This is a genomic window from Pseudomonas sp. LFS074, from assembly GCF_047978165.1.
Lineage (GTDB): Bacteria > Pseudomonadota > Gammaproteobacteria > Pseudomonadales > Pseudomonadaceae > Aquipseudomonas > Aquipseudomonas putida_P.
Map to the genome: position 1 here is coordinate 864,939 of NZ_JBFPFV010000002.1, position 14,239 is coordinate 879,177.

The following is a 14,239-nucleotide window of genomic DNA, read 5'->3' on the forward strand; positions in this document are numbered from 1 at the left end:
CCATGAGCCAGATGAGCTTTTCCGATTTCGAGTACGCCGGTAAGCGCAAGCAAACCCGTCGCGAGCGTTTCCTGGCCGAGATGGAACAGGTGGTGCCGTGGAGCGGGTTGGTGGCGTTGATCGAGCCGCATTACCCTAAGGCTGGCGGTGGCCGCAAGCCGTATCCACTGGAAACCATGCTGCGCATTCACCTGTTGCAGAACTGGTTCTCGTTGAGTGATCCAGCCATGGAAGAGGCGCTGTACGAGATTACTTCGATGCGCCAGTTTGCTCGTCTGACGCTCAGCGCTCCGATCCCCGAAGACACGACGATCATGAACTTCCGGCACCTGCTGGAGAAGCATCAGTTGGCGGCGGGCATTTTGGAAACCATAAACAATTATCTGCGAGACAAGGGCCTGTCGTTGCGCCAGGGCACCATTGTCGACGCTACTATCATCCACGCACCCAGTTCGACCAAGAACAAGGAAGGCAAACGCGATCCTGAAATGCACCAGACGAAGAAAGGCAACCAGTACTTCTTCGGCATGAAAGCGCATATCGGAGCCGACGCAGAATCGGGCCTGGTACATCATGTCCATGGCACAGCCGCCAACGTGGCTGACGTGACGGAAGTTGCCCATCTGTTGCACGGTGGCGAGAACGTTGTCTGTGCTGACGCCGGTTACACCGGCGTAGAGAAACGGCCTGAGCACGACGGTCGGCAAGTGATCTGGCAGATCGCTGCGCGACGCAGCACCTACAAGCATTTGAGCAAACGCAGTGCGCTGTACAAGGCCAGGCGCAAGATCGAGAAGGCCAAAGCCCAGGTACGTGCGAAGGTCGAACATCCGTTTCGGGTGATCAAGCGTCAGTTCGGTTATGTGAAGACCCGCTTCCGTGGCCTGGCCAAGAATACGGCGCAATTGACCACACTGTTCGCGCTGTCGAATCTGTGGATGGTGCGCCGGCAATTATTGCCTGCTGCGGGAGAGGTGCGCCCGTGAGGGCAGAAAACCAAGGCTATGCCTTGGTTTTCCAATAATCAGCGGCTGAAAATCGGGGTTTTCGGCATCTCCAAGCCGTCCATTTGCGGCTGGTGGGTAACTTGTTCGGAGAATCCCTAGAAGCCTCGTTAATTGGGACTGACGTCACGAGCTGTCATGGTTTCAATCCGACTCGGCGCGGCTCGCACAGGTGATGCACAACGGCGTGGCCGGATCGAATTCCAGGCGGCCCGAGGCGATCAACTCGCCGCATTGGTTACACCAGCCATACTCGCCCTCGTGCCAACGCTTGAGGGCCAGCTGGAGGCGGACGCGTTCATGCTGCGCCCGACTGCGGATGGCATCGTTCATCGCTTGCTGCTGGAGTGCGTCCATCCTCGACAGACGCCCTACCTTGCTTTGATCCAACTCCACCGATTGCGAGCGAGACTCAGCGTCTTCCAGCAACCGATCCAGCTCGGCAGCCCGCTGTTCCAGTAGGGTCTTGAAATGGGCAAGATCGAGGGCGTCGTCCATGGCCGTTAGCGCAGCAGCAACAGTGGGCCAGTGGTGGTGCGCAGCATGCTGGTCGTGGTGCTGCCGACCAGAAACTGACGGATGCGCGAATGACCGTAGGCCCCCATCACCAGCAGGTCGATGCCGTGCTCTTTCTGATAGGCGTGCAAGGTAGGCTCTATCTCGCCGTTCAGGGTCTCGGCGCGAACAGTGAATCCGACGTTGAGCAGCACTTTCTGCGCCCAGTCCAGCTGCGCGGACGATTCGTCGTTCACTGGCCCAACCATCACCAGGTGGATCGGCAGCCCCTTCAGCAGGGGGCTGGCCGCCAGCATCTCCACACCCTTGCGGGTAGTAGCGCTGCCATCGAAGGCCAGCATCGCGCTCTCGGGCTTTTGGAAGTTGGCCGGGGTGACCAGGATTGGCCGGTGCATGATACGAATCACGCTCTCCAGCTGGCTTCCGACATGCTGACTCAGACCGCCGCTAGACTCGCCTTGGCGACCGATGACCAATAGGCGCGTTTCGCTTTCCAGCTCTTGCAGGTTTTCCAGCAGATCGCCATGACGTTGCTTGGACTCCGGCGCGGTCACACCATCCGTCATGGCCCGCTCTTTCGCGGCCGTTAACATGATCCGCCCCTGCTCCAGGGCCAACTTACCGCGCTGTTCATCCAGGGAAGCAAGCTCATCGAGCAGATGCTCGCGGCTGCCAAGGCCGATATTGCCACTCAAGTCGGCCGCAACTGGGTACTGGCGCTGATCCAGCACATGCAAGAAGGTCAGCGGGGCTTCCAGGCTCAGACTGGCCCAGGCTGCGTAGTCGCACACAGCTGGAGCCGAGGTGGAACCGTCGATACAGGCAATTACTTGGGTCATCGTTGTTCTCCTTCTCAGTGGCCCATGAGTTGATCAATGGCGTCGGGTTTATCGTGAACTCCGAATCGATCCACGATAGTGGCGCTCGCTTCGTTGAGACCTAACACTTCAACTTCGGTGCCTTCGCGGCGGAACTTGATAACCACCTTGTCCAGGGCAGCAACTGCGGTGATATCCCAGAAGTGGGCGCGATTCAGGTCGATGGTTACCTTGTTCAGGGCTTCTTTGAAGTCGAAGGCCGCGACGAACTTGTCTGCCGAGCTGAAGAACACCTGGCCAGTGACGTTATAGCTACGATGCTCGCCGGATTCGTCCAGCGAAGAACTGATCGCCATGTAATGGCCAACCTTGTTGGCGAAGAACATCGCGGCCAGCAGCACGCCGGCCAACACGCCGAAGGCAAGGTTGTGGGTGGCCACCACGACCACAACGGTGACGACCATGACAATGTTGGTCGACAACGGGTGCTTCTTCAGGTTGCGCAGCGAATCCCAACTGAAGGTGCCGATGGACACCATGATCATCACTGCCACCAGCGCAGCCATCGGGATCTGCTTCAGCCAGTCGCCGAGGAACACCACCATCAGCAGCAGGAATACACCTGCGGCCAGGGAGGACAGACGAGAACGACCGCCGGATTTCACGTTGATGATCGACTGACCAATCATCGCGCAGCCGGCCATACCGCCGATCAGACCCGAAGCAATGTTGGCCACGCCCTGGCCCTTGCACTCGCGGTTCTTGTCGCTGGGGGTGTCGGTCAGGTCGTCGACAATAGTCGCGGTCATCATCGACTCCAGCAGACCGACCACGGCCAGCGCTGCCGAGTAAGGGAAGATGATGGCCAACGTCTCGAACGTCAGCGGCACGTCAGGCCAGAGAAAGATTGGCAGCGTATCCGGCAGTTCCCCCATATCACCGACCGTGCGGATATCCAGCCCAACCGACATGGCGACTGCGGTCAGCACGATGATGCACACCAGTGGCGATGGGATGAGCTTGCCGATCCTGGGGATATAGGGAAATAGGTAGATGATGCCGAGGCCTGCGGCTGTCATGGCGTAGACGTGCCAGGTGACATTGGTCAGCTCGGGCAGCTGAGCCATGAAAATCAGGATCGCCAGTGCATTGACGAAGCCGGTCACCACCGAGCGCGAAACGAAGCGCATCAGCGAGCCGAGCTTCAGGTAGCCAGCACCAATTTGCAACACGCCACACAGCAGCGTGGCGGCCAGCAGATATTCAAGACCATGGTTCTTGACCAGGGTCACCATCAGCAGTGCCATGGCCCCTGTCGCGGCTGAAATCATGCCTGGGCGGCCACCGACAAAGGCGATCACCACGGCGATACAGAATGAGGCGTAGAGACCAACTTTGGGGTCGACGCCCGCAATGATAGAGAAAGCGATGGCTTCAGGGATCAGCGCAAGTGCGACGACGATCCCCGCGAGCACGTCGCCACGGACGTTGGAAAACCACGTTTGTTTGAGTGTTTGTAGCATCAGAATATCCAAAGCAATGCACCGCACGCATGCCAGGAAAATGGCGAGCGCGTCGATACGAATTCAAATTGTGAGGATTATTTTGCTGTGCGCTTTGGGTGTAAGAACCGGGCATACAGCAGTACGCAGCCGCCAGCGAAACTGGCGGAGGCGAGGTTGTTGCGAGGGGGCGTAGCGCTAAGGCGGCGTAGGCTGCCAGTAGAGCGTTTGGAGTACAGTCATGCTGGTGTTCCTGTAGCTCAAGGGGTATGCGGAGCCAAAAGTATACAGTGAAGCTATCGTCGATTGCGATCCGCCGCCCTGCTTTGCGAAGCCACGTCTGAAATAGGCTTAGTCGAGGAGTATCGCCATCAGGAACGAAGGAAAATAATCAAAAAAATGTTAGGGAGTTAATTTGCTTATAAATCAATATCTTACACTCAACTAACTGTTAGGGTCATTCAGATATAACGACGGCTGTGTAATCGCCAGGTCATACGACGCCAAGCCGTACGTGAAGATGGGCGAGCCCTATTTCCAGGCCAAGGAGAAGTTGCGGCGGCATGGCATCGTGGCATTTTCGTCCAACTATGCGCTGTATGGCGACATGAGCGAGCGGGTTATGTCGCTGATCGAATCGATGGTGCCTGCGGCCGAGGTCTACTCGATCGATAAAATGCTTCGCTGATCTCACTGGCGTGCAGGGGAGTCTGACCCAATTCGGCCGGGAGGTACGCGCCAAGGTGCTGCGCTGCACTGGCATCCCTGTCGGTGTGGGGATCGCCCGAACCAAGACTCTGGCGAAGCTCGCCAACCACACCGCGAAGCGGCTGCAGGCGCATACGGGTGGGGTGGTCGACATCACTGATGATTTCAAGCGCGACTGGGTACTGCGCAACACTGAGGTGAAAGAGGTCTGGGGCATTGGCCGGCGGATGACGGCACACCTCGAGGCGATGGGCATCTGCAGGGCCATGGACCTAGCGAAGGCAGATCCGCGGATGCTGCGTGACAAGTTCAGCGTGGTGGTGGAAAAGACAGCGCGCGAGCTCGCCGGCACGCCGTGCCTCGAACTGGATGAGGCTGATCCGCCGAAGAAGGAGATCTGCTGCAGCCGGATGTTCGGTAAGAAAATGACCGAACTGACACCAATCAAGCAGGCGGTAGCGACCTATGCAGCGCGAGCAGCCGAAAAGCTGCGCGCCCAGGGATCGGTGTGCAAGCGCATGCGAGTGTCGATCCGCACAGGCATGTTCAATCCCAACGAACTGCATTTGGCGAAAGGGGCGCTGGTTGAACTGCCTTACCCCACGAGCGACACTCTATTGCTCACGCGGGCAGCGACTGAGGCTGTGGAGAAGGTCTACCAGGACGGGTACCGCTACAGCAAAGCCGAGGTGCTGCTGCTCGATCTACGGCAACCAGGTGAATTCACTGACGATCTGTTCGCGTCAACGCAGCCAGTTGCCTGCGATCGCCTGATGTCGGTTATGGATGGCATAAACCTTCGGTACGGCAAAGGCACACTGAGGTCTGCCAACGTCCCCCGAAGCCCAGAGTGGGGTATGCGTCGAGAGCTCTTGAGCCAGTCGTTCACAACAAGGTTGGATGAGCTGTGGCGGGTTTACTGTAAGTGAATAACTAGTTAAGGTCTGGGAGAGCACACGCGCATACTTAATTGGCATTGCCAACTGGATAAATTAGCATCCAGTGTATATGCTCTCAAAAAATTCATCACCAACACGGCATACTAGATCAATAAGGAATTCCATGAAACTTCCAGGGCGAAATGAACGTTGCTGGTGCAAATCTGGGAAGAAGTTTAAACACTGCCACCTAGACATTGATCGCCAACCACCTGTAGCAGCACACACTGTCTTGCAAACCCTTGGCTCTTTCAAGAAAAATAAAAAATGTAGCGTACCGCAATCATTGCAGCACGAGTGCTCAGGCGGGATAATAAATGCCCACACCGTCTCAAAAAGCTCATCTCTGAAGGCGATAGCTAGAAACGGGCACGTATTAAAAATATCGATAGAACTAAAAGTTAATATCCCGCCAAAAATAAAATTGAGCGAGGTGGGTATAAATAGCGCCTCGACTTTTACAGGCTTCTGTGCCAGCCATGATAAAAAATTATTCTCAACAATCGAAGACCAACCGTTCAAGCCTGTACCATCACACTGCTTCCTGATTATGTACAGAGGCATTTCCAGAGAGATCTTCAGCAAAGAGTACGCCTCAAAAACCTTTGATTTCATGAGGATCCTAGACAGGGGAAAGAGCCTGGCTGAACAGGTCGTAATCCAGAATGCATCAGCCTTACTCGGGAATAATAACTCCTTAACAACAAGCGACCTAAAACACATAAAATCAAAGCTAGACACTATGTTAGTCACGGGCGACTACAGCGACTTAAACTACGCCGTATTCACACTTGAATCCCCACCACCGATAATGGGAAGTGCTATAGTTGGCCCGACATTCGACTTTGATGGATATGAAGCCCAGAAGATAACAAGCATTCCTGGCGACATGCCGGACTACATGACCATTAATTCATTCGCTAGTGACGGCAAAGGCTTCATTGTTTTATCCTGGCTTTCAGAACACTCTTTGACCTGCAACAAACTGATAAGACAATTCTTGGACAAGAAACTAACAGCCGACAGCCTGGCGGCCTTTATGGTGTTACTAATAGAGAACTTCTACATTTCACCAAGCTGGTGGGAATCACTGGATAACGGCACACAAGCCCTGATAAAAAATATGTACTCGCAAGGTGTAGAAACCCACACCGATGGCAACTCGATAAACATCGACCGCCCACTGCACTTCCCTGCAATAATAAATGTATCAATGAACCCCACGCTTTAGATCCAGCCATCATAAACTGAGCAGATGGAACCCGCGGCTGCCAGGACTTTGAAGGATCGGCGTATTCCATGATGCTCATTGTGAGCGCACGAGGGCGGCAGAGGGCGCTGGACTGTACGAGGGGCTTTTCAGTCCCGGCGCTCGCCAACAGAGGGTTTGCCCTTCGACATCGATCGAGAAATTCCACGCCGGCGGGCTAAGTATTTTCTGCTGAATCAGGATCATGGTTGCGCGAGGGTGTACTCGGCTTCGAGAGGACACCCATGAAACTGCCGATCCGAAAACACCTGCCCCTTGCTATGGGCCTGCTCATCCTGGGCGCCATCATCGCGTTCCAGCAGTACCAGCTGTCGACTCTGTCTCGCGCCGTGAATGGAGCAGCAGAAAAAGTCTCGATCGATGCACTCCAGAACAGGGTGAGCGCGATCGACGATCGGCTCGACAATGTGTCAGGCAAACCCCTGGTCACGATGGAAGACTTCCGTATAAGCCAGCAAGCGCTCTCGAGCCGGATCGATGCTGTGCAGGCCACAGCATCGCAGGCCCACGAGGCTGCAGCTGAAGCCACTCGCTCTTCCGCGACTGCGGGCGATCTCCTAGTACTGAAAGCCGACCTTGAGTCGCTCGACGGCAAACTGCAGAAAATGAGCAAGCCTCAGGCTCAGGCGACTGCACCAGCCCCCAAAACCTCCTCCAAACCGAAGGCGAAGCCCGCACCGGTTAAAGCCCCACCAATCCCGCAAGATCCTCCGCCCTTTCAGATGGTCGGCCTCGAATACCGAGGCGGAGAGCGTTTCCTGTCTGTTGCCCCCACTGGTAGCACGCGGCTGAGCCAGATCTACCTGATTCGGCCTGGCGAAGTGGTCAGCGGCAGCAACTGGCGCCTCAGGGCTGTAGATGAACGGACCGCAACCTTCGACGCCGGCGGAACAACCCGAACCCTGAGCATCCAGCCATGAGTAAAGCACCATGAATCTACCGATCGTTCGAGCCATCGCCTGCGCCTGCGCGTTTACCGCAATTGGCATTGAGGCCGCGCCGCTTCCTTCCGCCGCTGGAGGGGCCGCCTCCAGTGTTCAACAGCTCACCAGCGAAAGCACCCTGTCCCAGAACAAGCTCGATGATAGAGCCGCGCAGGAGTGGGGACTGACCCCCAAGGAGTACGAACGATATCAAGAGGTAATGCAGGGACCCCGGGGGGTGTATTCGCCAGGGCTTGACCCTCTCACCGCGCTGGGAATCGAGGCCCGATCAGAGAGCGAACGACGCCGGTTCGCCGAGCTGCAGGTCCAAGCAGAGCGCCAACGAGTCGATCGGGAGCTCGCCTACCAGCGAGCCTACGACGAGGCGTACCAGCGCATGTTCCCAGGCATCAAAGCCATTGAGATTTCGACCACCCCTTCGGGCCAGGCCGGATCCGGGAGCGGCCCAGCTCTGGAGGGCAACGGGCGCATGGCACTCTTCGTCAAAGACGACTGCCTACCCTGTATCAACCAGGTCAAACGGCTGCAGGCGTCACAGACGCCGTTTGATCTGTATTTCGTCGGCAGCCAGCAAGACGATGAAAGGATCCGCCGCTGGGCAATTCTCGCGGGTATTGACCCGTCCAGCGTTAAAAGCCGTCTGATCACACTGAATCATGACCAGGGCCGCTGGGTTCGCCTCGGGCTCGGTGGCTCGCTGCCAGCCGCCGTAACACAGGTGAATGGATCATGGCGTCGTCAGTGAGCGGGTGGCGGCTCTACGTTCTGTCGGTGGTTCTGCTCGCCGGCAACGCATGGGGTGTAGAAGATCCGCCAGCAGCTTACAAGGCGATCGGCATCAGACACGGGGTCCCGCCCGTTGTGCTCTATTCGGTGGCACTGCAGGAAAGCGGGACGCGATTGCGCGGGCAGCTTGTGCCGTGGCCCTGGACGTTGAATGTTGCCGGAACCGGCTACCGCTTCGCCACACGAGCAGACGCTTGCCAAGCTCTGATGATAGCGATTGTTAAGGCTGGACCCGCTCGAGTCGACGTGGGGCTGGGACAAACAAATATTCGCTTCAACGGGCATCGCTACCGCTATCCCTGCGAAGGCCTGGATCCATACAAGAACCTGGCGGTGACCGCTCAGATCCTGGCTGAACAAAAGGCTAAGGGTGGAACCTGGATCGATGCTGCGGGGCGGTATCACCGCCCTGCCGGGGGGGCGCCGGCCGCGAAGTACCGTAGCTATTTCACGAAACATCTTAGCCGGGTCACCGGCATCAAATTCGAGGTAGTGACCCCATGACATATCCCCACGCCCGGCGATCACACGCCGTGCAGGCCCTGGCCCTCGCGATCGTGAGCAGCCTGGCTCTGCCCTGCAATGCTGATCAGCAAGCGGTGCTCACCGTGGTGGAGGACCGTGGCGGCTCATCCGCACTGTCCTACTACCAAGACATTGATCCCGAGCCTACGCACACCACCCCAGTTGTGACTGGCGTCCGGGCGGGCGGGGCATTTCCGGTGTCGACTCCAGAACTGAGCCCCGGCCCAGTACATGGACGAGTGATCAACGCAGCAGGTCTGCAGCCGATGTTCATCGTTGGGGATGATCCAACGTCGCAGGCCTGGCTCAAGCAGAAGCTGTCGGCACTTCAAGGCCTGCAGGCAGTAGGCCTTGCTGTGAATGTCAGCAACGCTGCACGACTGCAAGAGATCCGCCGCTGGGCACCTGGGTTGCAGGTGATGCCTGTACCTGCCAGCGATATTGCTGGTCGCCTGGGGCTGCAGCACTACCCGGTGCTGATCACAGCTACAACCCTTCAGCAGTGAGAACCGGGATGCGCCCAACACGACTATCGCCAGTGTTCACACTGATCATCAGCCATCCCCTACACCGGCCCGGCCGGGAGCAAATGATTGAGCAGGTTCGCCATGTGAGCGAGCTGTACGGTGCTCGCTTGACAGGAATCTCCGAGCTCAACGAACACGCATTCGCCCAGCGCCTGGCCGAACGGCTGACACCGGACCAGGTTGAGCAAGCGCGTGCGGAAGTCGACGCCATGACATACACCGCGAGGACCTGAGATGGCGACATACACCCTTGAATCTCTGCTCCGGCCGCCGGTAGAGCTTTTCACTACTGCGGTCTGCTATGTGGCAGCTTCGCTTTGCATTTGCGCGCCCTGGGCTTTTGCGCTGACCCCACTATTTGGAATTGTCGCCGCGCTGGGTTTTATCTACCTGGGCACCATTCGGCTGCTGCAGGCGCGGAGGGTCCTAAGGTATCAGGCGAACCTCAGGCGACTTCCCCACTACACCATGACCAGCGCTGAAATGCCGATCAGCAACGAGCGCCTGTTCATCGGACGCGGGTTCCGGTGGACTCAGAAGCACACACAGCGCCTGGCCGACACCTACCTCCCTCAGTTCGCGGCATACGTCGAACCGACGAACCTTTATGAACGGGCGCGCTGGCTGGAGGAACGCCTAGAGTTCGCCCCCTTCCCACTGAAACTGATCACAAAACTCACTGGTTGGGATTCCAACTGGAACCCCGCTCGGCCTCTCCCACCAGTGGGTGGCCTGCCCAGATTGCACGGGATCGAACCAGATGAGCAGAATGTCAGTCTCCCTCTGGGTGAGCGCGTGGGCCACACACTGGTCCTGGGCACCACACGGGTAGGCAAGACTCGCCTGGCGGAAGTGTTCATCACCCAGGACATTCGCCGAACGCATCGCCGCGGGCCGCGAGTCCGCATGGGGCGACGGAGCCAAACCTCCCATCGATGGAGCCGGCGCCGGCGAGTAGAGGAACAGGCCGACCACGAGGTCGTGATCGTTTTCGATCCGAAGGGCGATGCCGACCTGCTCAAGCGCATGTACGTCGAGTGCAAGCGCGCCGGGCGCCTCGACGAGTTCTACGTGTTTCATCTGGGATGGCCGGATATCTCCGCTCGCTACAACGCCATCGGCCGCTTCGGCCGAATCAGCGAGGTGGCCACTCGCATCGCTGGTCAGCTCTCCGGCGAGGGTAACTCTGCAGCATTTCGGGAGTTCGCTTGGCGGTTCGTCAATATCATCGCCCAGTCGCTTGTCGCGCTCGGCCGTCGCCCTGACTACGAGCAGATCCGCCGGCACGTCATCAATATCGACGAGCTGTTCATTGAGTACGCACAGAAGTACTTCGCTGAACATGATCCGAAGGCCTGGCAAACCATTGTCGAGCTTGAAGGCAAGATCGATCGCAAGAACCTGTCTTTCGCCATGAAAGACCGCCCGCTGCGCGTGGTGGCCATCGACATGTACCTGACCCAGAAGCGCATCAACGATTCGGTTATGGATGGCCTGCGCAGCGCTGTCCGCTACGACAAGACCTATTTCGACAAGATCGTCGCATCGTTGCTGCCACTCCTGGAAAAGCTCACCACTGGGCGTATCGCTGAACTGCTTGCCCCCGACTACCTGGACCTCGCCGATGAGCGTCCCATCTTCGACTGGATGCAAGTGATCCGAAAACGCGCCGTGGTATATGTTGGCCTCGATGCACTATCCGACACCGAAGTCAGTGCGGCCGTGGGCAACTCGATGTTCAGTGACTTGGTCTCTGTTGCAGGCCACATTTACAAGCACGGCATCGACGACGGCCTGCCGGGGCATATGGCTGGGGGCAAGGTACGCATCAACCTCCACGCTGACGAGTTCAACGAGCTCATCGGGGACGAATTCATCCCGATGGTGAATAAGGCCGGTGGTGCCGGCATCCAGGTCACCGCCTACACCCAGACGATGAGTGACATCGAAGCGAAGATCGGCTCGAAGGCGAAAGCCGGCCAGGTGATCGGTAACTTCAACAACCTATTCATGTTGCGTGTTCGAGAAACCGCGACCGCTGAGCTGCTGACCAACCAGCTACCAAAAGTGCAGATCTACAACAGCACGCCGGCGAGCAGCGCGAACGACTCGGTCAACGGCAAAACCGCGTTCACCTCAAGCTCGCACGACCAGGTGCAGCTGGCGAGTGTGCCGATGATTGAGCCGGCCCACGTGGTGGGACTGCCGAAGGGACAGGCCTTCGCGCTCATCGAAGGTGGGAATCTGTGGAAAATCCGCATGCCGCTCCCCGCGAACGACCCAGATGAGGTCATGCCCGGCAACCTGCAGGAGCTGGCCGCCGGCATGCGGCGATCGGCAGCGTCCTCGAACGATTGGTGGGAAGCCCCTGGCTATCAAGAGCTGAAATCAGCTTTGCCCGAAGACCTGGTTGAAGATTTCCGCCAGGTGGCCACCGATGATGCAGCTTGAGGTGTAGCCAATGGCAGATGACGTATCAAAGAAGGCCGAACAGCAGCAAGAGCGACAGGAATCGCTGTTCAGCAAGATCTTCTGGTTCCCGATTACCTTCATCGGCGTAATGTTCAGCTCGCTGTTCCTCGCCATCGTGGTCGACTGGGTATGCCTGTACTTCTTCTGGCCAGAGGCCGGGTGGCGGCACGGTCAGCAAATGCTGGTCAGCGAGGTCGGCTGGTTGTCCAAGGGGCTGGTCCATAGCGCTGTCGTCCAAGAACCCGGGCGCACCGCGACCTGGCTGGTCACTGAAGCTTACGACTGGCTGGTCGTGAAGACCGGGATGCTTAGCTGGGTCCAGAGCATGGAGTCGATCGCTCAAGCCGGTCCCCGTAACGAGCTGGACATGCGCTATTGGGCCGCGCAGAGCGTCACAACGGTACAGAACTATGCCCTGGCTGCCCTCTTTACCGTCCTGGTGTTTTGCGTCCGCCTGGTCGTGCTGCTGATGACGGTACCGCTTTTTGCCATGGCTGCACTCACAGGCCTGGTCGACGGGCTGGTGCGGCGAGACCTCCGTAAATTTGGTGCCGGCCGAGAGTCCAGCTACCTGTACCACAAGGCCCGGGCAACGATGTTGCCGTTGGCCATTTTCCCCTGGACTTTCTACTTGGCGCTCCCGATCAGCATCAGCCCACTGCTGGTACTACTCCCCTGCGCTGCCTTACTCGGGGTGTCCGTGAGCATTACGGCCGCGAGCTTCAAGAAGTATTTGTGAGGAAGAGAACGATGCAATGGACACACGAGCAGTCGCCAATCATCCAGTCGGAAGCCCCGAAACTCCTTATCCAGGCCGGCGCTGGCAGTGGCAAGACCACAACGCTGGTGGGCTACGCGCAACACCACACCCGTCTGCGGATTCTCTATCTCTGTTACAACAAGTCGGTCGAGATCGCCGCGCGTGGCCGATTTCCGCGCAACGTGGTGAACAAAACTGCGCACGGCCTGGCCTACGCCGTCTATGGCACACAGTTCAGCCATAAGCAGACCAACAACTTGCGACTGACCGATATCGCCCGAGCGCTTGATACGCAGGACTGGGAGCTGGTCAGGGACGTGCTAACCACCCTCAACAACTATATGGCCAGCGCCGACGACCTGATCGAGCGCTGCCACTTTCCACGGTTCCGTGACCGCCCGATGCTTACCTCCGCCCAGGAGCGCTACCTGAACCAGGCGCTGGTAGCAGCGATGAGCATCTGGAAGCGCATGACTGACCTGCAGGACACAGCGGTGCAGATCACGCATGACGGATACCTGAAGCTGTACCAGTTGAGCAAACCCGACCTGAGCCAGCGCTTCGACTGTGTCCTGCTCGATGAGGGACAGGACGTAAACCCCGTCATCGCTGACATTGTGCGCATTCAGCGTATTCGCAAGGTGGCCGTGGGTGATCGTCATCAGCAGATCTATCGCTTTCGAGGGGCGGAAGACGCTCTAAATGCCAGCTGGATGGCCGGGGCGGAGAAGCACTACCTGACCCAGAGCTTCAGATTTGGGCCTGCAGTCGCCCATGTCGCCAACATCATCCTGTCCTACAAGGGAGAAACCAGGAAGCTGCAGGGACTGGGCGAGAAGACATTGGTGAAGAAGGCGTTGCCGGCCGGGCTGCCGCACAGGACATACATTCATCGGACCGTTATCGGGGTGATTGAAAACGCACTGTGCCTGGTCACCGAGAAGCCCAAAATCTACTGGGTTGGCGGCATTGACAGCTATTCAGTACGCGACCTCGAGGATCTGTTCTATTTCAGTCGCCAACAGCGCGATCTGGTCCAGAACAAAAAGCTGCTCCGTGACTACCGAGACTATGGCCAGTACGTGGAAATCGCCGAGGTTAGCCAGGACAGCGAGATGATCCGGTCCATCAAGATCATCAACATGTATCCGGATCTGCCTCAGCGAATCTTGGCCCTGCGCTCATGCACCGTGGACCAAGAGCTGGATGCAACTATCACCCTCACCTCTGCCCACAAGTCGAAAGGCCTGGAGTGGGACTTCGTCGGGCTCTTCGACGACTTCACGTCGGACCCGCTCTCACCTGACATCGATCCAGGTCGACGAGATGATGAGTTGAACCTCCTGTACGTTGCCGTCACCCGGGCGATGAAGATCCTCGCCATCAACAGTCTGGTGCTGTCCATCATGGAACGCTACGTGGACGCTCTCGCCCCAGGAGCGCGTCAAGCGCGCGGCTGATTAAATAAA

Annotated in this window: 13 protein-coding genes and 1 pseudogene; 11 read left to right on the forward strand and 3 right to left on the reverse strand. The window is 57.9% G+C overall.

Going from position 1 to position 14,239, the window contains the following annotated elements; genetic code table 11:
* The first annotated feature begins 2 nt into the window (after positions 1-2).
* A complete protein-coding gene (locus tag ACNQP3_RS22095; RefSeq protein ID WP_061552510.1) occupies positions 3-986 on the forward strand; it encodes an IS5 family transposase in 984 nt (327 codons plus the stop codon).
* Positions 987-1,148: 162 nt separating this feature from the next.
* Here the strand turns inward: ACNQP3_RS22095 and ACNQP3_RS22100 are convergent, their stop codons facing one another.
* Genes ACNQP3_RS22100 through ACNQP3_RS22110 form a run of 3 tightly spaced genes read right to left on the reverse strand, consistent with a single transcriptional unit; the run spans position 1,149 to position 3,861 of the window.
* On the reverse strand, positions 1,149-1,502 hold the full coding sequence (locus ACNQP3_RS22100; protein ID WP_028692953.1) for a TraR/DksA family transcriptional regulator: 354 nt from the start codon (positions 1,500-1,502) through the stop codon (positions 1,149-1,151).
* 5 nt (positions 1,503-1,507) lie between these two features.
* On the reverse strand, positions 1,508-2,359 hold the full coding sequence (locus ACNQP3_RS22105) for a universal stress protein (RefSeq protein ID WP_028692952.1): 852 nt from the start codon (positions 2,357-2,359) through the stop codon (positions 1,508-1,510).
* A gap of 14 nt (positions 2,360-2,373) precedes the next feature.
* Positions 2,374-3,861 carry a SulP family inorganic anion transporter gene (locus ACNQP3_RS22110; RefSeq protein ID WP_028692951.1) on the reverse strand — a complete coding sequence of 496 codons (1,488 nt, stop codon included), beginning with the start codon at positions 3,859-3,861 and terminating at the stop codon, positions 2,374-2,376.
* Between the two features lie 448 nt (positions 3,862-4,309).
* On the opposite strand from ACNQP3_RS22110, the pseudogene umuC reads away from it, so the two are divergent.
* The 10 genes and pseudogenes from umuC to ACNQP3_RS22160 form a co-directional block, all read left to right on the forward strand.
* Positions 4,310-5,477 (forward strand): annotated as a pseudogene (gene umuC / locus ACNQP3_RS22115) (translesion error-prone DNA polymerase V subunit UmuC); the annotation flags it as partial.
* A gap of 133 nt (positions 5,478-5,610) precedes the next feature.
* Positions 5,611-6,717 carry an SEC-C domain-containing protein gene (locus ACNQP3_RS22120; RefSeq protein WP_023628656.1) on the forward strand — a complete coding sequence of 369 codons (1,107 nt, stop codon included), beginning with the start codon at positions 5,611-5,613 and terminating at the stop codon, positions 6,715-6,717.
* Between the two features lie 263 nt (positions 6,718-6,980).
* Positions 6,981-7,676: a hypothetical protein gene (locus ACNQP3_RS22125; protein WP_028690565.1), complete on the forward strand. Its 696-nt coding sequence runs from the start codon at positions 6,981-6,983 to the stop codon at positions 7,674-7,676.
* Between the two features lie 10 nt (positions 7,677-7,686).
* Complete coding sequence (locus tag ACNQP3_RS22130; protein WP_023628657.1) at positions 7,687-8,445, forward strand: TIGR03759 family integrating conjugative element protein; 759 nt, start codon at positions 7,687-7,689, stop codon at positions 8,443-8,445.
* Entirely contained in the window at positions 8,430-8,990 is a 561-nt protein-coding gene (locus ACNQP3_RS22135) for a hypothetical protein (protein WP_023628658.1), read from the forward strand. The genes ACNQP3_RS22130 and ACNQP3_RS22135 overlap by 16 nt, the downstream gene beginning before the upstream one ends.
* Entirely contained in the window at positions 8,987-9,517 is a 531-nt protein-coding gene (locus ACNQP3_RS22140) for an integrating conjugative element protein (protein WP_051555665.1), read from the forward strand. The genes ACNQP3_RS22135 and ACNQP3_RS22140 overlap by 4 nt, the downstream gene beginning before the upstream one ends.
* Positions 9,518-9,600: 83 nt before the next feature.
* Positions 9,601-9,771, forward strand: a complete 171-nt coding sequence (locus ACNQP3_RS22145; protein WP_152955717.1) for a hypothetical protein — start codon at positions 9,601-9,603, stop codon at positions 9,769-9,771.
* 1 nt (position 9,772) lies between these two features.
* On the forward strand, positions 9,773-11,989 hold the full coding sequence (gene traD, locus ACNQP3_RS22150; protein WP_028690567.1) for a type IV conjugative transfer system coupling protein TraD: 2,217 nt from the start codon (positions 9,773-9,775) through the stop codon (positions 11,987-11,989).
* A 10-nt stretch (positions 11,990-11,999) separates the two neighbouring features.
* The gene (locus ACNQP3_RS22155) at positions 12,000-12,749 is read left to right on the forward strand and encodes a TIGR03747 family integrating conjugative element membrane protein (RefSeq protein ID WP_023628661.1); all 750 of its coding nucleotides are present in this window, start codon (positions 12,000-12,002) and stop codon (positions 12,747-12,749) included.
* Positions 12,750-12,760: 11 nt separating this feature from the next.
* A complete protein-coding gene (locus tag ACNQP3_RS22160) occupies positions 12,761-14,230 on the forward strand; it encodes a UvrD-helicase domain-containing protein (RefSeq protein ID WP_023628662.1) in 1,470 nt (489 codons plus the stop codon).
* The last annotated feature ends 9 nt before the right edge of the window (positions 14,231-14,239 follow it).